16 protein-coding genes are annotated in these 18,075 nt (G+C 65.3%); 10 read left to right on the top strand and 6 right to left on the bottom strand.

From position 1 onward, the window contains the following. Window positions 1-87 precede the first annotated feature (87 nt). Both AC0L4C_RS04170 and AC0L4C_RS04175 read left to right on the top strand, forming a co-directional pair. On the top strand, window positions 88-756 hold the full coding sequence (locus AC0L4C_RS04170; protein WP_473403447.1) for a TetR family transcriptional regulator C-terminal domain-containing protein: 669 nt from the start codon (window positions 88-90) through the stop codon (window positions 754-756). Between the two features lie 85 nt (window positions 757-841). Next, on the top strand, window positions 842-1,552 hold the full coding sequence (locus tag AC0L4C_RS04175; protein ID WP_473402275.1) for an NYN domain-containing protein: 711 nt from the start codon (window positions 842-844) through the stop codon (window positions 1,550-1,552). On the opposite strand, the gene AC0L4C_RS04180 is transcribed toward AC0L4C_RS04175, so the two are convergent. Next, window positions 1,539-2,441, bottom strand: a complete 903-nt coding sequence (locus AC0L4C_RS04180; RefSeq protein WP_473402277.1) for a DMT family transporter — start codon at window positions 2,439-2,441, stop codon at window positions 1,539-1,541. The two genes, AC0L4C_RS04175 and AC0L4C_RS04180, sit on opposite strands and share 14 nt — an antisense overlap. A 53-nt stretch (window positions 2,442-2,494) precedes the next feature. Then, complete coding sequence (locus AC0L4C_RS04185; protein ID WP_473402278.1) at window positions 2,495-3,562, bottom strand: GGDEF domain-containing protein; 1,068 nt, start codon at window positions 3,560-3,562, stop codon at window positions 2,495-2,497. A gap of 218 nt (window positions 3,563-3,780) precedes the next feature. Between AC0L4C_RS04185 and AC0L4C_RS04190 the strand changes: the two genes are divergently transcribed. Next, complete coding sequence (locus AC0L4C_RS04190) at window positions 3,781-4,428, top strand: hypothetical protein (protein WP_473402280.1); 648 nt, start codon at window positions 3,781-3,783, stop codon at window positions 4,426-4,428. Window positions 4,429-4,432: 4 nt separating this feature from the next. On the opposite strand, the gene preA is transcribed toward AC0L4C_RS04190, so the two are convergent. From preA to AC0L4C_RS04205, 3 genes are all read right to left on the bottom strand, one after another. Continuing rightward, complete coding sequence (preA, locus tag AC0L4C_RS04195) at window positions 4,433-5,752, bottom strand: NAD-dependent dihydropyrimidine dehydrogenase subunit PreA (RefSeq protein ID WP_473402281.1); 1,320 nt, start codon at window positions 5,750-5,752, stop codon at window positions 4,433-4,435. A gap of 51 nt (window positions 5,753-5,803) precedes the next feature. Further along, window positions 5,804-7,165, bottom strand: a complete 1,362-nt coding sequence (locus AC0L4C_RS04200) for an NAD(P)-dependent oxidoreductase (protein ID WP_473402282.1) — start codon at window positions 7,163-7,165, stop codon at window positions 5,804-5,806. Between the two features lie 134 nt (window positions 7,166-7,299). After that, window positions 7,300-8,418, bottom strand: coding sequence for a THUMP domain-containing class I SAM-dependent RNA methyltransferase (locus AC0L4C_RS04205; RefSeq protein ID WP_473402284.1), 1,119 nt, complete (start codon window positions 8,416-8,418; stop codon window positions 7,300-7,302). Window positions 8,419-8,543: 125 nt separating this feature from the next. Between AC0L4C_RS04205 and AC0L4C_RS04210 the strand changes: the two genes are divergently transcribed. Next, a complete protein-coding gene (locus AC0L4C_RS04210; protein WP_473402285.1) occupies window positions 8,544-10,421 on the top strand; it encodes an ABC transporter ATP-binding protein in 1,878 nt (625 codons plus the stop codon). A gap of 42 nt (window positions 10,422-10,463) precedes the next feature. On the opposite strand, the gene AC0L4C_RS04215 is transcribed toward AC0L4C_RS04210, so the two are convergent. Further along, the gene (locus AC0L4C_RS04215) at window positions 10,464-11,123 is read right to left on the bottom strand and encodes a L,D-transpeptidase (RefSeq protein WP_473402287.1); all 660 of its coding nucleotides are present in this window, start codon (window positions 11,121-11,123) and stop codon (window positions 10,464-10,466) included. Between the two features lie 184 nt (window positions 11,124-11,307). Here AC0L4C_RS04215 and AC0L4C_RS04220 point away from each other — a divergent pair, with 184 nt between their 5' ends. The 6 genes from AC0L4C_RS04220 (at window position 11,308) to pnp (ending at window position 18,056) form a co-directional block, all read left to right on the top strand. Continuing rightward, the gene (locus AC0L4C_RS04220; protein WP_473402288.1) at window positions 11,308-11,982 is read left to right on the top strand and encodes a hypothetical protein; all 675 of its coding nucleotides are present in this window, start codon (window positions 11,308-11,310) and stop codon (window positions 11,980-11,982) included. A gap of 46 nt (window positions 11,983-12,028) precedes the next feature. After that, window positions 12,029-12,439, top strand: coding sequence for a 30S ribosome-binding factor RbfA (rbfA, locus tag AC0L4C_RS04225; protein WP_473402290.1), 411 nt, complete (start codon window positions 12,029-12,031; stop codon window positions 12,437-12,439). A 6-nt stretch (window positions 12,440-12,445) separates the two neighbouring features. Beyond that, on the top strand, window positions 12,446-13,339 hold the full coding sequence (truB, locus tag AC0L4C_RS04230; RefSeq protein ID WP_473402291.1) for a tRNA pseudouridine(55) synthase TruB: 894 nt from the start codon (window positions 12,446-12,448) through the stop codon (window positions 13,337-13,339). Between the two features lie 56 nt (window positions 13,340-13,395). Continuing rightward, a complete protein-coding gene (locus AC0L4C_RS04235; protein WP_473402293.1) occupies window positions 13,396-15,141 on the top strand; it encodes a sensor histidine kinase in 1,746 nt (581 codons plus the stop codon). 185 nt (window positions 15,142-15,326) lie between these two features. Continuing rightward, a complete protein-coding gene (rpsO, locus tag AC0L4C_RS04240) occupies window positions 15,327-15,596 on the top strand; it encodes a 30S ribosomal protein S15 (RefSeq protein ID WP_473402294.1) in 270 nt (89 codons plus the stop codon). A gap of 315 nt (window positions 15,597-15,911) precedes the next feature. Continuing rightward, complete coding sequence (gene pnp, locus AC0L4C_RS04245; RefSeq protein WP_473402295.1) at window positions 15,912-18,056, top strand: polyribonucleotide nucleotidyltransferase; 2,145 nt, start codon at window positions 15,912-15,914, stop codon at window positions 18,054-18,056. The last annotated feature ends 19 nt before the right edge of the window (window positions 18,057-18,075 follow it).

Consider the following 18,075-nt stretch of genomic DNA (forward strand, 5'->3'; position numbering starts at 1 on the left):
AGTTGGAAAAATGTTAGCACTCTCATGCCGCCGATCAAGATGAAAATGCTCGGCGGCCGGCACAGTGCAGAGGGGTAAGCCGTGACGGTGACCGTCAAGCCGGAGAAAGCCGCGCGCAAGCCGGCCGGCAAGGTCGGGCGACCGCTGACGCGCATCCAGCGCGAGAAGCAGGACATCATCCTCGATGCCGCGCTCGACATTTTCTCGGTGCAGGGGTTTCGCGGCGCGACGATCGACCAGATCGCCGAGGCCGCCGGCATGAGCAAGCCGAACCTGCTCTACTATTTTCCGCGCAAGGAAGAGATCCACAAGCGGCTGATCGCCGAGATGCTCGATATCTGGCTGGCGCCGCTGCGGGAGTTCTCGGCCGATGGCGACCCGGTGCCCGAGATCCGCTCCTATATCCGGCGCAAGCTGGAAATGAGCCGCGACTTTCCGCGGCAGAGCCGGCTGTTCGCCAATGAAATGCTGCAGGGCGCACCGCGCACCATCGACATGCTGGCGGGCGATCTCAAGCAACTGGTCGACGAGAAGGCGCAGATCCTCGAGACCTGGATGGCGCAGGGCAAGTTGCAGCGCACCGACCCCTACCACCTGATCTTTTCGATCTGGGCGACGACGCAGCACTATGCCGATTTCGACGCGCAGGTGCGGGCGGTCCTCGGCCCGGAGCGCGGCGGCGAAGGCCGCTTCGAGGATGCGGCGCGCTATCTCGAGACGCTGTTCCTGCACGGGCTGTTGCCCAAGAAGGGGTAAACACAAGCGCTAAAACTGCGGGGGCGGCGCAAACCTCTGCTGAACGGATAGGAGCGCATGGTGCGCCACCTCTCCGGAGACCACCATGCGCATTCCGCTCGCTGTTCTGATCGACGCCGAAAACGTCTCCTCGGCGCTGTTCGAAGCGCTGCATGCGCCGGTCCAGGCGCTGGGCAACCCGATCGTCTGGCAATTGCATGGCGACTTCTTCTCCTGGCCGCATCCGGGCTGGCAGGAGGTGGCGCAGCGCGAGAGCATCGAACTCCGGCACCAGTTCCATGGCGGCAAGAACTCGGCCGATATCGCCATGACCATTGCGGCCATGGACCTGCTGCATGCCGGCCGGGTCAAGGGTTTCTGCATCGTCTCCAGCGACAGCGACTTCACGCCGCTGGTGCGCCGGCTGCGCAGCGACAATGTCGCGGTGTTCGGCTTTGGTGAAGACAAGACCGGCCAGAGCTTTCGCAAGGCATGCACGGAATTTCATGTGCTGCGCACGCCGCTGCCGCTGCTGCCGGCGGCGGTGGAACGGGGGCTGGACCAGCTCGACATCCGGCGCTTGCACGAATTGCTGCACTCGGTCTGCCGCGAGCGCGGCGCCAAGGGGCGCGTGCTGACGTCGACGGCAGCCACCTACATCAAGGAAAAGGCGCCTGACCTCGCGGCGCGGGTCGGCGGTGCCGGCAAGTTCCTCAATTCGCTCAAAGCGCTCGACCTCGTGGCCATCCACGAAGACGGGCCGCAGCGCTATATCAGCGTCAAGTTCGGCAAGCCGGCAGTGGTCAACGCGCCCTGAGCCGGCGCTCGTCCGGCACCAGCGCCAGCACGACCAGCCCCAGCACGGTGACGAGGGCGCCGATGACGACGCTCAGCGACGTCCAGCCATGCCCGGCGAGGCCCTCGAAGACGATGACGAAAGCCGGCGTCAGGTAGCCATAGGCGATGACCTTGGCGGCCGGCAGGTGCCTTGAGGCGAACTGGATCAGGAAAAAGCAGATCGCGGTCGGCGCCACCGCCAGATAGAGCAGCACCCACCAGACGATGGCCGGCAAATGCAGCCAGTCAACGGCGAGAATCTCCGGGAGACCATAGAGGGTGATCCAGAACGCCGTGGCCAGCAGCGTCCAGAAGCTGAGCACCATGGCCGGCTCGCCGCGCTGGAACTTGCGCAGCAGCGGCGTGTAGACGGCATAGGCGACGCAGCCGACGAAATAAATCAGCTCGCCGGTGCCGATATCAAAGCGCAGCAGCGCATCGAGATCGCCGCGGAAGATCACCCAGATGGCGCCCAGACCGGCGACAAAGAGGCTGAGCAGCACCGGCGGGCCGGAGCGCTGGCCGACGAGGAACCAGGCGGTCACCGCGGTCATGATCGGCACCAGCGTATAGACGGCGCTGGTGGCCACCGGCTGCGTCATGGTCAGCGCGACGAACATGGTGACGAAGTAGATGGCCGTCAGGAAGCCGGTGATGCCGAAGCGCCAGAGGGCGCCGGGTAGCGCAAACCGCTGCCGGGCGAAACCGAAGGCGGCGGCGCCCATCAGCAGGGCGGCGAGGATGAAGCGGATGGCATTGAGCGGGGCCGGCGCCAGATAGGGCACCACCAGCGCGCCCGTGGTGAACGAGCCGGCGATGAAGGCCGAGAACAGCAGCATGCCCAGATGGGCGAGAAGGCGGGGCGACATGGCGCCGGGCGTAGAGCCCGGCAGGTCAAATGTCCAGCGGACTGATGCGGGGCTCAGGCGGCGCGGTTGCGCCGTTCCGACACGTCCTCGGCGAAGGCGAATGCCAGTCCCTCGGCGGCCTTGGCGCGATAGAGCGCCGCGTCGGCGGCCGCCACCAGATCATTGACGCTCATGGTGTCGGTGCGCATGGCGATGCCGATGCTGAGCCCGACGCTGGCCTGCGCCTCGGCCAGGCCATAGGGCAGGGTGACACGGGCATGGATGCCGGCCGCCAGTTCGTGCAATTCGGCGCGGGTCGCCGGGCCGCGGCGCAGGATGACGAACTCGTCGCCGCCAATTCGCGCCACCAGATCGCCCGGGCCGACGCCGTTGATGAGGCGCTGGGCCACGCTCTGCAGCATCTGGTCGCCGGCGGCATGGCCGTGGTTGTCGTTGACCAGTTTGAAGCCGTCGAGATCGAGATAGAGCAGCGAGAGCGGCGCGCCGGAGTCGAAACTGGCATCCAGCACCTCGGCAAAGCCGCGGCGGTTGGCAAGGCCGGTCAGCGGATCGCTGGTGGCCAGTTCGCGGGCGGCGCGGCGCCGGGCCTCGAGGTCGCGCGCCAGGTTGAAGAGCCGGAACAGGATGAAGATGACGGCAGCCAGCACCAGCAGGGCGGCGCCGATGCGGAAGGGGGCAATCTCGACAAAGGTTTCGGTGCCGATACGGCGTGGCGTCCAGGCAAAGATCAGCGTGCTGCCGGCGAGCGGCATCGACACCTCGTTGGCCTGCAACTGACCGGCCCTGGCGAGGCGGACATCGTGCAGCGCATAGTCGCGGCCGATTTTCTGGATCGTCGGGCTGTCGAGGGCAATGCCGGCCTGCTGGGCCAGCCCGATGGCGATGGTGGCGCGCTCGCGCTCGACCTCGATCGACTTGGTGTCGATGATCCTGACGGCGCCCAGAGTGGCGATCATGAAGAAGGACAGCAGGAAGATGACGCCGAAAACGCCGGTCAGGATCAACCGGTTGGGCGAGGACAGGAACTCGGAGATGGCGCCGCGCGTACTGGCGTTCTTCTTGCCGAAACGTGCCTGCCGCGCCCCGGCCGTGGCCGTCTCCAGGAGATAATGCTGTGCCAAATTCTACGCGCCCCGCCCCAATTACAGCGAGGCTACAGGGTAGCGCGTTCCCTATTCCTTACCGGCGAAGCGGGCATTGGGGCGATGGTTAAGGGAGAGTTCGGCGAGCTGTCAAACCTCTGCGGCCCGCAGTGACCATCGCGAGAGAATTGATCTGCGTCATGGCAACGGTGGTGCGCCGCCAATAGCGTCGCAGTACCAATGACGAGGAGAAGGCCATGCTGCTTTCACCTGTGACCCGCAGACTGGGCCTGTTCAGCGCTGTGGTCTTTGTCGCCCTTTCAGTGCTCTACGCAACCGTCACCGTCATCGGCCTGCTAACGCTTCGCACACCGGACGATCCGATTGCCGATCCATGGTTCACCGCCATGGAGGTGCTGATCCTGCTGCTGATGCCGGTACTGGTCGCACTAGTGGTCGCCGTACACGAGGCTGCCCGGTCGCAGTTGCCATCGGTCGCGCTTGCAGCGCTGGCGTTCGCCGGCATGCTCGGCGGGCTCACCAGCGCGGTGCACTTTTCGGTGCTGGTGCTGAGCCGCAGCCCGCAGTTCAGCAACCAGCCGATGGCGGCGTTGCTGGTGTCGTTTCGCTGGCCCTCACTGGCCTATGTGCTCGACATTCTCGCATGGGATGTCTTCTTTCCGCTGCTGGCCTTTTGCCTTGCGGCGCTTTTCGGCGGCGACCGGCTGGGCCGGGCGATCCGGCTGCTGCTGGTGGTGAGCGGACTGCTCGCTCTTGCCGGGCTGTCCGGCATTCCCGGGGGAAATATGCAACTGCGCAATATCGGAATTGTCGGCTATGCCGTGATATTTCCCGGCGCCACAGCGCTGATGGCGCTGTGGTTCGCTCGGCGACAGATAGGATGAGGCGCTACTCGGCGGGCTCGACTGCCTTGGCTGACGGGTTGTTGGGGTGGGTGGTCCAGTTGGCGTAGTCGCCCGACACCACCTTGCCGGTGCGTTCATCGAGCATGCCGGGGGCGAGCGCCTCCATGGTGATGCAGTCCTCGACCGGGCAGACATTGACGCAGAGGTTGCAGCCGACGCACTCGTCGTCCATGACCTCGAAGTGACGCTTGCCGTCCTTTTCCTTCATGATCGCCTGGTGCGAGGTGTCCTCGCAGGCAATATGGCAGCGGCCGCAGGAGATGCAGAGATCCTGGTTGATCCTGGCCTTGGTGACGTAGTTGAGGTTGAGATACTGCCAGTCGGAGACGTTGCGCACGGCGCGGCCGGCGAAATCGTCCAGCGTGGCGTGACCCTTTTCGTCCATCCAGTTGGAGAGGCCCGAGATCATCTCCTCGACGATCTTGAAGCCATAGACCATGGCGGCGGTGCAGACCTGCACATTGCCGGCGCCCAGCGCCATGAATTCGGCCGCATCGCGCCAGGTGGTGACGCCGCCGATGCCGGAGATCGGCAGGCCGGCAGTTTCGGGATCGCGGGCGATCTCGGCCACCATGTGCAGGGCGATCGGCTTGGCGGCGGGGCCGCAATAGCCGCCGTGGCTGCCCTTGCCATCGATCGAGGGCTCCGGCGAGAAGGTATCGAGATTGACCGCGGTGATCGAATTGATGGTGTTGATCAGGCTCACTGCGTCGGTGCCGCCCTTGTGGGCCGCGCGGGCCGGCCGGCGGACGTCGGTGACGTTGGGCGTCAGCTTGGTGATCACCGGCATGCGCGAATACTGCTTGCACCAGCGCACGACCATTTCGACATATTCGGGCACCTGACCGACGGCGGCGCCCATGCCGCGCTCGCTCATGCCGTGCGGGCAACCGAAATTGAGCTCGATGCCGTCGACGCCGGTTTCCTCGACCAGCGGCAGGATGGCCTTCCAGGCGTCCTCCTCGCAGGGGACCATGATGGAGGCGATGACGGCCCGGTCCGGCCAGTTCATCTTCACCTGCTTCATTTCCTGCAGGTTGATCTGCAGCGAGCGATCGGTGATCAGCTCGATATTGTTGAAGCCGAGCAGGCGGCGGTCGGCGCCCCAGATGGCGCCATAGCGCGGGCCATTGACGTTGACGACCGGCGGGCCTTCCTCGCCCAGTGTCTTCCACACCACGCCGCCCCAGCCCGCCTTGAAGGCGCGCTCGACATTATAGGCCTTGTCGGTGGGCGGCGCGGACGCCAGCCAGAACGGATTGGGCGATTTGATGCCGACGAAGTTGTTGCGGATATCAGCCATGAAAGATCCCCTTCGTGGAAAGACGGTTGGCCAAAGCAGTACACATGGCGCTCAGGCCCGCATCAGATAGCGATTGATGCTTTCGGCGGCGTCGCGGCCTTCGGCGACGGCGGTCACGGTCAGATCGTCGCCGCCGGTGGCGCAGTCGCCGCCGGCCCAGACCTTGGGCAGCGTGGTGTGGCCTTCGCCGTCGACCTCGATGCGGCCGCCGGCCAGCGCCACGCCTTCGCCGTCAGTGGCGAGGGTCTGGCCGATGGCCTTGAAGATCTGGTCGCAGGCGATGGTGGTGGTCTCGCCGGTCGGCTTGAGGGCGCCGGACTCGTCGAGGGCCATATAGCTCAGCTCGATGCCGCTGACCTTGCCGTCGGTGACCAGCACGCGCCTGGGCGCCAGCCAATGACGGATGGTGACTCCCTTGGCGGCCGCCAGGTCCTGCTCGAATTCGGAGGCGTTCATCTGTGCCTTGCCGCGGCGATAGACCATGGTCACCTCCTCGGCGCCGAGGAGCCTCGACTGCACGGCCGCATCCACCGCGGTCATGCCGCCGCCGATGACCACAACCCGGCGGCCGATGGGCAGCGACGCGAGATCGCTGGCCTGGCGCAGTTCGCCGATGAAGTTGATGGCATCATCGACGCCCGGAGCGTCCTCGCCCTCGGCGCGCAGCGCGTTGACGCCGCCAAGCCCCATGCCGAGGAAGACGGCGTCATACCTGGCGGTGAGGTCGCTGAGGGAGAAATGCTCGCCCAGCACCTTGCCGGTTTCGATGCTGATGCCACCGATGGCGGTGACGTAGTCGACTTCGTGCTGGGCAAAGCCATCGGGTGTCTTGTAACTGGCAATGCCGTATTCGTTGAGGCCGCCGGCCTTGGGGCGCGCGTCAAAGATGGTGACGGTGTGACCGTGCATGGAGAGGCGGTGGGCGCAGGCGAGGCCGGCCGGCCCGGCGCCGACAATGGCGACCTGCTTGCCGGTTTCGGCACCGCGGGTGAAGAACTGCCTGTCCTCGTCCATGGCGATATCGGTGGCGTAGCGCTGCAGGAGGCCGATCTTGACCGGCTTGCCCTCGGCCTCTTCCCGCACGCAGGCCTCTTCGCACAGTTGCTCGGTGGGACAGACGCGGGCGCACATGCCGCCGAGGATGTTCTGTTCGAAAATGGTTTCGGCGGCGCCGAGCGGATTGCCGGTGGAGATTTCGCGGATGAACAGCGGAATGTCGATGGAGGTCGGACAGGCGTTCATGCACGGCGCGTCGTAGCAGAAGTAGCAGCGGTCGGCCTCGACGAAGGCCTCATGCCGGTCCAGCGGCGGATGCAGGTCCGAGAAATTCTCGGCATATTGCTCCGGCGCCAGACGCGCCGCAGCGATACCCTGTTTGAGCAGATCAGTTTGCTTGAGCAGATCGTGCACCATGGACCGCGCTCCCTCCTTGGACCAATCGAGAGAGGGAGGCTAACCCCGCTCGTAAATTTTATCAATTGGTCAAAATTAGGCAATCGCGCCGGTCACGAGGTCGCCCCTGCACAGGGCTCAATCGGCCGAAACGGTCAGCGCAGCGCGGCCGTCTGGAACAGCGTCACGCGGGTGCCGCCATGCAGCACCGGCGGGCCCGGCGGCAGGAAGGGCAAGGTGGTCTGCTTGGCCAGCCCGGCCTCGGTGGTGATGATGCCGACGCGCCAGCCCTTGAATCGGGCCCTCAATGTCTTACCCAGCGCCGCATAAAGTCCCTGCACATCGCGTCGGTCGCCCAGTCGCAGGCCATAGGGCGGGTTGGCGATCACCAGGCCCGGCGGCCCGTCCGGTGGCGACAGATCGACGATGTCGACCTGCCGGAATTCGGTGATGGCACTGACCCCCGAGCGCTCGGCATTGGCCCGGCTCATCTCGATCGCCCCGGCGTCCCGGTCGCTGCCGTGAAATCGCAGGCCTGTCGCTGTGGTTGCATCGGCCACCAGTCGCAGCCCGCTCCATGCCGCCGCATCAAATCGGGCGAACTGCTCGAAGGCAAAAGCGCGGCTCCGTCCCGGCTTGAGGCCCATGGCCATCTCCGCCGCCTCGATCACGAACGTGCCCGAGCCACACATCGGGTCGAGCACCGGCTCGGTCCCGGCAAAGCCGCATTGCCGCAGGAACATGGCCGCCATGGTCTCGCGCATCGGCGCCCGGTTCACCGCCTCCTTGTGGCCGCGCTTGTGCAGCGACTCGCCGGAGGTATCGAGGCTGATGGTGCAGAGGTCGTCGTCGATCCGCACCATGACGCGCACCGTGGCATCGTCGGCCTGCGGCGCTCCCAGCGCTTCGCGGATCGCCGTCGCCACCCGCTGCTCGGCCGCTCCGGCATGGTAGATTTTGGAGCGCCTGCACGCCGCCTCGACGCGAAACGGCACATCGGCCCGCAGGTACTCGGCCCAGGGCAGCTTGCGGGCCCGCTTGTCGAGCTGGGCCAGATGCATGGCCCGGAAACTGGCAATCCGCACCAGCACCCGCGTCGCCCCGCGCAGTTCCAGATTGGCCTTCCAGATCTCGGCCCAGCCGCCATGCAGCAGCACGCCGCCATCGACAACTGCCGCGTCGGCAAAGCCGCAGGCCAGCGCCTCGGCGCAAAGCGTCTGTTCCAGCCCTGGTGCGGTGACGAGGAAGATCTCAAAACTGGGTTCGCTGTTCATGCCGCCTGCTTATCCCTGCCGCGCCTCCGCCGCGACTGCTTTCTCGCACCTGCCGGCTCGTGCAGGTTGCGTCGGGCGCGAGGCAGGACTAGCTAGAAGCGTTCTGTTGCATCCCAAGGATTTCCATGCGCGGCGTTGGTGGCCGGAAGCTCGAACCCCCGGCATCTCTGCCCTTTGATCGCGGTGAGCGCCTGAAAACGCTGCGCAATCTGGGCAAGCTGTTCACCCAGATCTGGAGTACCAGTCCGGCGCTGACCTCGGCCAGCATCGGCCTGCGCCTGATCGTGGGCGTCATTCCGCCGCTTGCCCTGCTGTTTACCAAGCTCATCATCGACGAAGTCGTGCGCCAGTCGGCGCTGCCAAGTCCCGGCCCCGACCTGTCCGACTGGCTCGCCAGCGGCCGCCTCGAGCCGCTGCTCCTGCTGCTGGCCGGCGAGTTCGTGCTGGTGTTCGGCCGCGACCTCCTCAATCGCGCCATCGGCCTCGTCGATGCACTCCTCGGCGAAAAGCATTCCAACCGCATCAGCCTCGATCTGATGCGCCATGCCGCCAATCTCGATCTGCAGCATTTCGAGCAGGCCGAATATCAGGACCGGCTCGAACGGGCCCGTCGTCAGGCTGCCAGCCGGTCGACCGTGCTCAATCAGGTGTTCTCGCAAGGCCAAACCGTCCTGACTGCCGTCAGCTTCGCTATCGGTCTGCTGGTCTATGCCCCGGTGCTGATCCTCCTGCTGTTCATCGCCCTGCTGCCCGCCGTCTGGGGCGAGACCCGCTTCAACAGGCTGGCCTACTGGATCAGCCGCGAGCGTTCGCCGGAGCGCCGGCAGATGGAGTATCTGCGCCAGATCGGCGCCAGCGCCGACAGCGCCAAGGAGATCAAGCTCTTCAGCCTCGGCGATTTCCTCTTCGGCCGCTTCAAGACGCTGTCCGAGCAGATCTTTGTCGAGAATCGCAAGCTGCAGACCGAGCGCACCGTGTGGGGCGGGCTACTCGGCGCCATCTCGACGCTCACCTATTACGGCGCCTATGCCTATATCGTCTGGCGCACCCTGCATGGCGACTTTACCATCGGCGATCTGGTGTTCCTCGCCACATCCTTTGCCCAGCTCAACGGCTACCTGCAGCAGATCCTGCTCGGCTTCACCCAGATCGCCGGGCAAAGCCTCTATCTCGATGATCTCTTCTCGTTCTTCGACATCAGCCCCACCATTCTGGAACCGTCCACGCCGGTCGCGTTCCCGGCCCCGCTGCGCCAGGGCATCACCTTCGAGAATGTCGGCTTCCGCTATCCGGGGTCGGACATCTGGGCGGTCCGCAACCTGAGCTTTACCGCTCCCGCCGGCGAAACGCTGGCGCTGGTGGGTGAGAACGGCGCCGGCAAGACCACCATCGTCAAGCTCATGACCCGGCTCTACGACCCGGACGAGGGCCGCATCCTGGTCGACGGCATCGATCTGAAATCCTTCGCAACGCCCGACCTGCGCCAGCATATCGGCGTCATCTTTCAGGACTTTCTGCGCTACAGCTTCACCGCTGCCGAAAACATCGCCGTGGGCCGCATCGATGCCTCCGCCGACCGCGCACGCATCGTGCACAGCGCCGAACAGAGTCTCGCCGATCCGGTGATCCGCAAGCTGCCCGAGGCCTATGACCAGATGCTCGGCCGGGTGTTTGCCAAGGGTCAGGATCTCTCGGGCGGCGAATGGCAGAAGATCGCCATCGCCCGCGCCTATATGCGCAATGCCGAAGTCATCATTCTCGACGAGCCCACGGCGGCCCTCGACGCCCGCGCCGAGGCTGAAGTGTTCCAGCGTTTCAAGAACCTTGCCGAGGGCACCACAGCGGTGCTGATCTCGCACCGCTTCTCGACGGTGCGCATGGCCGATCGCATCGTCGTCCTCGCCGATGGCAAGGTCGCCGAGTCCGGCACGCATGCCGAACTCATCGCCGAGGGCGGCCGCTATGCCGAACTCTTCGAACTGCAGGCCGCCGGCTACCGCTAGGCCTGTTCAGACGGCGTTCATCTCTGTGGCCCTGGTGCGGCGTCAGCTCGTCACGACCACCTTCGTACCCGTCGGCACGCGGTTGTAGAGATCGATAATATCCTGATTTATCAATCTGATACACCCGGACGACACCTGCTGCCCGATGGTGTAGGGCTCCAGCGTCCCGTGCAGCCGAAAATGCGTATCCTTGCCATTCCGGTAGAGATACAGCGCCCGCGGCCCGAGCGGATTATTGGTGCCGCCGGGCAGGCCGGACGCCACCGGGCCATAGCGCGCCGGCTGTGTCCGGATCATGTTGGCGGTCGGCGTCCAGCGCGGCCATTCGGCCTTGCGCGCAATCACTGCCGTGCCGCGAAAGTTCAGTCCCTCATCGCGACCCACGCCCACGCCATAGCGCATTGCCATGCCGTTCGGCTCGATCAGGTAGAGGAAGCGCTCGGTCGTGTTGACCACGATGGTGCCCGGCGCATAGGCGCTCGCGTAGGGGACGTGCTGTCGCCAGAACTGTCTGGGCACCCGGCGCACATCGATTGCCGGCACCGGAAAGGGTTCATCGGTCTTGGCGGCATAATAGGTCGCCCATGGCTCGTCCACATCGATCACGACGCGGCCGTCGCCGAGTGAGCGGGGGCCGGTCGACGAGCAGGCCGTCAGGGTCAAGGCAGACAGTCCGAGGAGGAAAAGGCGGCGGCTGGTCAAGGCATACTCACACGGCGAGGACAGGGCACGAACCAACGCCGTCTGCCGGCCTCCGTTGCACCGCCGCGATCACATTCGTGCCATCGGTCGGGCAGTGTGACCGAATGGCCACGCTGACGCGAGCACCTCGACGCCCGGCACATGGTGATCTAGGTTCCCGCCGCACCTTTGGGAGGAGTTCGCCATGAAGACGTTGGGACGGATGCTGTCGGGCGCTGCGATGGCGGTAGCCCTTTGCGTGACCGGCGCCGCGGCACAGGGCGAAGACGCATCACTCACCCAGAGCGGCGCGCTTTTTCATTTCGACTCGGCCGGGCATCGCTTCGCCTTTCCGCTGCCCGACTGGCTGACCGCCGCCGAACGGCTCAACGCCGACGTTGCCGCCCTCGTGCAGCACAACACCTACGCCGACGACAGGCAGGCCTTTGTCGAGTTCTTTCCGGCCGGACAGAGCTTTGACGACTGGACCACGACCTATGCAGCCCGCATCACGCTCGACACCACGCGCACCCTCACCGACTACCGCAATGCCACCATTTTCGGCTATTCCAAGCCCTGCAATCCCAAATTGACCGGCTATTTCGTGCTTGGCGAGGAAACCCCCGACGACTTCCCGCCCCTGGTCTTTATCTGCGGCGCCTATCTCGATGCCATCAAGACCCTCAAGGGCCAGGGCGAGGTCATGGTCTCGGTGTTCCGCAAGACCGACAAGGGCGTGGGCGTCGTCTACCAGGAGTGGAAGGGCCCGGTCTTCGACCCGTCCGACCCCGGGACCTGGCCGGTGAGCCGCGCCGATCTCGAGGCCCGGGCCGCAGAACTCCAGCAGCAGTCCAGCCTCATCCTCCGCTCCGGCACCTGACACGCGCCACGTTGACGGCGGACCGCCAAGCGCCTAACTCGGGCATATGAAGAAAGACAATCACAAGCCCACCGGGCCTTCGCAGCGCATGCTGCGCGTCGGCGAACTGGTGCGCCACTCGCTGGCCGCCGTGTTCGCGCGCGGCGATGTGGAGGACGAGGTGCTGACCGGTGCCGTGATCACCGTGCCCGAAGTGCGCATGAGCAATGACCTCAAGCTGGCCAGCGCCTATGTCATGCCGCTGGGCGGGCAGCGCGCCGAGGAGATCGTCGAGGCCCTCAACCGCCATCGCAAGTTCATCCGCGGCCGCATCGCGCCCGAACTCAACCTGAAGTTCGCGCCCGAAGTGCGCTTTTTCGTCGATACTACCTTTGACGAGTTCAGCCGCATCGACGCCCTGCTGCGCACCGATCGCGTGCAGCGCGACCTGAACACTGACGACCAACAGGACGACTGAGTCTCCTTGACCGCAAAATCCTCCAAACGTGACGTGTCGGGCTGGCTCGTGCTCGACAAGCCCTATGACATGACCTCCACCCAGGCGGTGGGCAAGGTGCGATGGCTCTTCAGCGCCAAAAAGGGCGGCCACGCCGGCACCCTCGATCCCCTGGCCACCGGCATCCTGCCGATCGCGCTCGGCGAGGCCACCAAGACGGTGCCGGTCATCCAGGATGGCAAGAAGGTCTATCGCTTCACCATTCTGTGGGGCAGTTCGACCACTACCGATGACGCCGAGGGCGAAGTCGTTGCCACCTCCGACCACCGCCCCGACCAGGCGGCGGTCGAGGCCGCGCTCGGCGCTTTCACCGGCGAGATCATGCAGACCCCGCCCGCGTTTTCAGCCATCAAGGTGGATGGCGAGCGCGCCTACGATCTGGCGCGCGCCGGCGAAACCGTCAGGCTCGAACCGCGGCCGGTCGTCATCGACAGCCTCAGCCTGCTCGTGCATGGCGAAACCTCGTCCGATTTCGAGATGACTTGCGAAAAGGGCACTTATGTCCGGGCCCTGGCGCGCGATCTGGCCAAGGCGCTCGGCACGTTCGGCCATGTCGTCCGCCTGCACCGCGCGGCCGTCGGCCCCTTCACCGATGCGCGTTCGGTCACGCTCGAGGCGCTCGAAGCCGCTACCGACCGCGATGCGCTGCTGCTGCCTGTCTCGGCCGGGCTGTCGCAGCTGCCCGAACTGCGGATGGGGCCCGATCAGGCCACCGCCATCCGGCACGGCAATCCGGTGCTGCTGACCGGCGCCGGCGCGCCGCTCTGGCTCGACAGCGCCTGGGCGAGCCTCGCCGGCAAGGCCATTGCCCTGGGCAAAGTCGAGGCGGGCCATTTCAAGCCTGAACGCGTCATTCTCTAGCGGAACCTTTCGCACGTCGCCGCGTTTACGACAGCTCGGTTTGATTTCGGGGATCCATGGCGGACGTCAAAAGTGATGCGCATACTGCAGCCAAACGCACTGGTTTTCAGCGCGTTCCGCGCCCTATAGCGGTCTACCTGCTGCTGCTCGCGCTGGTTGCCCTGGTCCCGACATTCGTGTTTTCGGCCATCTTGCTGCAGCGCAACAACGAGGCACAGGAACGTATTGTCCAGGAGCTGATCAACGGCACCACCCGCTCGATTGTGCAGGCGGTGGAGCGCGAACTGACGGCCAACATCACCACCCTCAAGGTGCTGGCCACCACGCCATCGCTGCTGAACCGCGATTTTGCCGCCTTCCATGACCGCGCCAAGGCGGGCCTGCAGGGTACCAATACCTCTGCCTATCTGCTCGATGACCAGATGACGGCCATCCTTAATTCCAACATTCCCTATCCCTCGCCCATGGGCCCGATCAACGACCCCGTCTCGGGTCGCAAGGCGCTGGACCAGGGCAGCGTCGTCGTTTCGGACCTGGTTCTGGGCAGCGTTTCCAAACGCTACGTCTACAATATCCTGCAGCCCGTCTATCCGCTCACCGGGCCGCCCCTCGTGCTCGGCATGAGCCGTGACGGCCAGGCCCTTGCAGCGACGCTGCTGGCCGACAAACTGCCCGAAGGCTGGCGGGTGTCGCTGGTTGACGGCAAGGGACGGGTGATCGCCGGCTCCGAGTCGGCAACGGCCACCGGTACGGTGTTCAGCCTCGCCAGCCTGGAGCAGTTGCAGGCCTCCAAGAGCTGGATCAAGATTGAGGCCAATGGCGCTCCCGCCGTGGCTGTGGTGCAGCGGTCCGTCCTCACCGGCTGGGCCCTTGTCGCCTGGGCGCCGAGCGAAATCGTCGCCCGGCCGCTCTCGGACGCCATGTGGTCGCTGATCGTCGGCGGCCTGCTGCTGGCCACCACCGCCATCCTTGCCATCTACTGGGTCAGCCTGCAGATCGGCCGCTCGGTACACCGCATCGAGGACGATGCCGAACTGCTCGGTGCCGGCGAGCTGGTGCCGCCGCGCAACTATCCCATCACCGAGATCGCCAACGTCGCCGCTGCCCTCAGCGAGGCGTCGCGCCGCCGCCGTGCCGCCGATGTCGAAGTCCGGTTCCTGATGCGCGAGCTGGCGCACCGCTCCAAGAACCAGATGACCGTCATCGCCGCCATGGCCAAGCAGACCGCCAGGGGCGCCGACTCGGTGCCCGATTTCGTCTCCAGCTTCGAAAAGCGCATCTTCGGCCTCGCCCGCTCCACCGACCTGCTGCTCGCCAATGGCGCGGCGGGCGTCGATCTCGAGGAACTGCTGCACCGCCAGATCGAGCCCTTCTGCACCGTCGACAATGTGCGCGTGGCCCTCTCCGGCCCGCCGGTCCGGCTCAATATCCAGGCCGCCCAGATCCTCGGCATGGCGGCCCACGAGCTGGCCACCAATGCTGTCAAATATGGTGCCTTTTCCAGCGATGCCGGCACGCTGCGCGTCGCCTGGAGCCGGACGGACGATCGCGTCGAGGTGCTGTGGCGGGAACGCGTGCCGGTGATGGGCCGGCTTCCCGACCGCAGGGGTTTTGGCACCACCGTGCTCGAAAACATGGTCGGCCGGGCGCTCGGCGCCGATGTCGAACGCACGCTGCATGCCGATGGCATCGAGTGGAGCTTTTCCATTCCCGTCGACGCCCTCGATCCCGGCCGCGGCCCGCAGGTCGAAACCGAGGTCGAGCCGAAGGTCGAACCGAAGGGCGAACGCCCCGGCGACTAGGCCTTCCGGGCCGCTGGCCGCTGCCCTGCCGGGCAAAAAGAACTGGCACTTGGCGGCGACTTCGCCTATAGGAGCCGCGAGTGGTGGACCGGGTGCAGATCCGGTGCCCCGTTCAATTGCGGCTCCGCCTGGACGACATCCCGGGCGCGAGCGTCCCACAATCTTCTTTTTTGAAAGGATGTACGATGTCGATTACCCCTGAGCGCAAAGCTGCCCTGATTCAGGAATACGCCACCAAGACCGATGATACGGGTTCGCCCGAGGTCCAGGTTGCGATCCTCTCCGAGCGCATTGCCAACCTCACCGAACACTTCAAGACCCACAACAAGGATAACCATTCCCGTCGTGGTCTGCTGAAGATGGTTTCGACCCGCCGCAGCCTGCTGGACTATGTCCGCAAGCTCGACGAGTCGCGGTACAAGTCGCTCATCGAGCGTCTCGGCCTGCGCCGCTAGGCTGCAGCCACACGAACCGGATCGCGAGGCACGCCTCGCGTCCAGCCCGGCCATACGGGCAAGTCCAGCGTAGACCGGCAAAATCTACGCGGAGCATGGCGAGATCATCGGCCGCTCGGTGCGCATGGCGCAGATACGGAGCGGCTCATCGTCTTGTCCATGTTCCGTCCCCCTCACGGGTCGCCGGCGGAAAACAGTGCCGATTTTGGGCCGGTCCAGCACATGGGGTGCCTTGGACCAGCTGGCACAGCGGATGGGTTCGCGGGTTCCTACGCCCCGCGTTTCCGCCTATCCGGCAGAATGGAAAGACAGATCATGTCCATTAATTTCGATCATCATAAAGTCGAGCTCAACTGGGGCGGCCAGCCGCTGACCCTCGAGACCGGCAAGATTGCCCGCCAGGCCGATGGCGCCGTGCTCGCCACGCTCGGTGAAACCGTGCTGCTGGCCACCGTTGTCAGCGCCAAGAAGGCCAAGCCCGGCCAGGATTTCTTCCCCCTGACCGTCAACTATCAGGAAAAGTACTTCGCCGCGGGCAAGATCCCCGGCGGCTACTTCAAGCGCGAAGGTCGCCCGAGCGAGAACGAGACCCTGGTGTCGCGTCTCATCGACCGTCCGATCCGCCCGCTGTTCCCCGATGGCTACAAGAACGAGACCCAGGTGGTCATCACCGTTCTCCAGCATGACATGGAGAACAACCCCGACGTGCTCGCCATGGTCGCGGCTTCCGCCGCCCTGACCATTTCCGGCGTGCCGTTCATGGGCCCGATCGGCGCTGCCCGCGTCGGCTATGTCGATGGCGAGTATGTGCTCAACCTCGACGTCAACCGTCGCTCCGAGAGCAAGCTCGACCTGATCATGGCCGGCACCATGGATGCCGTGCTGATGGTGGAATCGGAAGCTCAGGAGCTTTCCGAAGAGATCATGCTCGGCGCCGTGATGTTCGGCCATGCCGCATCGGTCAAGGTCATCGAGGCGATCATCAAGCTCGCCGAACTGGCCGCCAAGGACCCCCGCGATTTCACCCCGCCCGATTACTCGGCGCTGGAAAAGGACGTGCTGGCCGTTGCCGAGGCCGACCTGCGGGCCGCCTACAAGATCACCGACAAGGCCCAGCGCTACGCTGCGGTCGATGCCGCCAATACCAAGGTCAAGGAGCACTTCGCTGCCCAGATCGAGGCCGGCGAGGTCTCGTCCGAGGCGCTGGGCGAAGTCGTCCACAACCTGCAGGCCAAGATCGTCCGCTGGAACATCCTCGACACCAAGACCCGTATCGACGGTCGTGACCTCTCCACGGTCCGCCCGATCCAGGCGGAAGTCGGCGTGCTGCCGCGTACCCATGGTTCGGCCATCTTCACGCGTGGCGAAACCCAGGCGCTGGTCGTTGCCACGCTGGGCACCGGCGATGACGAGCAGTACATCGACTCGCTCGAAGGCACCCGCAAGGAAACCTTCCTGCTGCACTACAACTTCCCTCCCTACTCGGTGGGTGAAGCGGGCCGCATGGGCTCCCCCGGCCGTCGCGAGATCGGTCACGGCAAGCTCGCCTGGCGCGCCATCAACCCGATCCGCCCCAAGGCCGAAGAGTTCCCCTACACGATCCGCGTGGTCTCCGAGATCACCGAGTCGAACGGCTCCTCGTCCATGGCCACCGTCTGCGGCACGTCGCTGGCGCTGATGGATGCGGGCGTGCCGATGAAGAAGCCGGTGGCGGGTATCGCCATGGGCCTCATCCTCGAAGGCGACCGCTACGCCGTGCTGTCCGACATCCTGGGTGACGAAGATCACCTGGGCGACATGGACTTCAAGGTGGCCGGTACTGCCGATGGCGTGACCTCGCTGCAGATGGACATCAAGATCGCCGGCATCACCGAGGAGATCATGAAGGTCGCCCTCGATCAGGCCAAGGGCGGTCGCGAGCACATCCTGGGCGAAATGTCCAAGGCCCTCACCGCCGCGCGCGGTCAGGTCGGCGAGTTCGCCCCGCGTATCGAGACGATCACCATCCCGACCGACAAGATCCGTGAAGTCATCGGTTCGGGCGGCAAGGTCATCCGCGAGATCGTCGAAAAGACCGGCGCCAAGGTCGACATCAACGACGACGGCACCGTCAAGGTCTCGTCCTCGGACGGCAAGGCCATTGACGCCGCCATCAAGTGGATCAAGTCGATCACCGACGAGCCGGAAGTCAACGCCATCTACCAGGGCACGGTCGTCAAGACCGCCGACTTCGGCGCCTTCGTCAACTTCTTCGGTGCCAAGGACGGTCTGGTGCACATCAGCCAGCTGGCCGACCAGCGCGTGCAGAAGACCACCGACGTCGTCAAGGAAGGCGACAAGGTCTGGGTCAAGCTGCTGGGCTTTGACGAACGCGGCAAGGTCCGCCTGTCCATGAAGGTCGTCGACCAGGAGACCGGCAAGGAACTGAAGGCCGACGGCGCGGAAGCCGCCGCCGAGTAATCGGTCACACCGCTACATG

It is taken from the genome of Devosia sp. J20-27, assembly GCF_055808595.1.

Bases quoted from the DNA above. Each gene is read 5' to 3' on its own strand.
- AC0L4C_RS04175 (WP_473402275.1), top strand. From the start codon at position 842: ATGCGCATTCCGCTCGCTGTTCTGATCGACGCCGAAAACGTCTCCTCG.
- AC0L4C_RS04180 (WP_473402277.1), bottom strand. From the start codon at position 2,441: ATGTCGCCCCGCCTTCTCGCCCATCTGGGCATGCTGCTGTTCTCGGCC.
- AC0L4C_RS04190 (WP_473402280.1), top strand. From the start codon at position 3,781: ATGCTGCTTTCACCTGTGACCCGCAGACTGGGCCTGTTCAGCGCTGTG.
- preA (WP_473402281.1), bottom strand. From the start codon at position 5,752: ATGGCTGATATCCGCAACAACTTCGTCGGCATCAAATCGCCCAATCCG.
- AC0L4C_RS04200 (WP_473402282.1), bottom strand. From the start codon at position 7,165: ATGGTGCACGATCTGCTCAAGCAAACTGATCTGCTCAAACAGGGTATC.
- AC0L4C_RS04205 (WP_473402284.1), bottom strand. From the start codon at position 8,418: ATGAACAGCGAACCCAGTTTTGAGATCTTCCTCGTCACCGCACCAGGG.
- AC0L4C_RS04210 (WP_473402285.1), top strand. From the start codon at position 8,544: ATGCGCGGCGTTGGTGGCCGGAAGCTCGAACCCCCGGCATCTCTGCCC.
- AC0L4C_RS04220 (WP_473402288.1), top strand. From the start codon at position 11,308: ATGAAGACGTTGGGACGGATGCTGTCGGGCGCTGCGATGGCGGTAGCC.
- rbfA (WP_473402290.1), top strand. From the start codon at position 12,029: ATGAAGAAAGACAATCACAAGCCCACCGGGCCTTCGCAGCGCATGCTG.
- AC0L4C_RS04235 (WP_473402293.1), top strand. From the start codon at position 13,396: ATGGCGGACGTCAAAAGTGATGCGCATACTGCAGCCAAACGCACTGGT.
- rpsO (WP_473402294.1), top strand. From the start codon at position 15,327: ATGTCGATTACCCCTGAGCGCAAAGCTGCCCTGATTCAGGAATACGCC.
- pnp (WP_473402295.1), top strand. From the start codon at position 15,912: ATGTCCATTAATTTCGATCATCATAAAGTCGAGCTCAACTGGGGCGGC.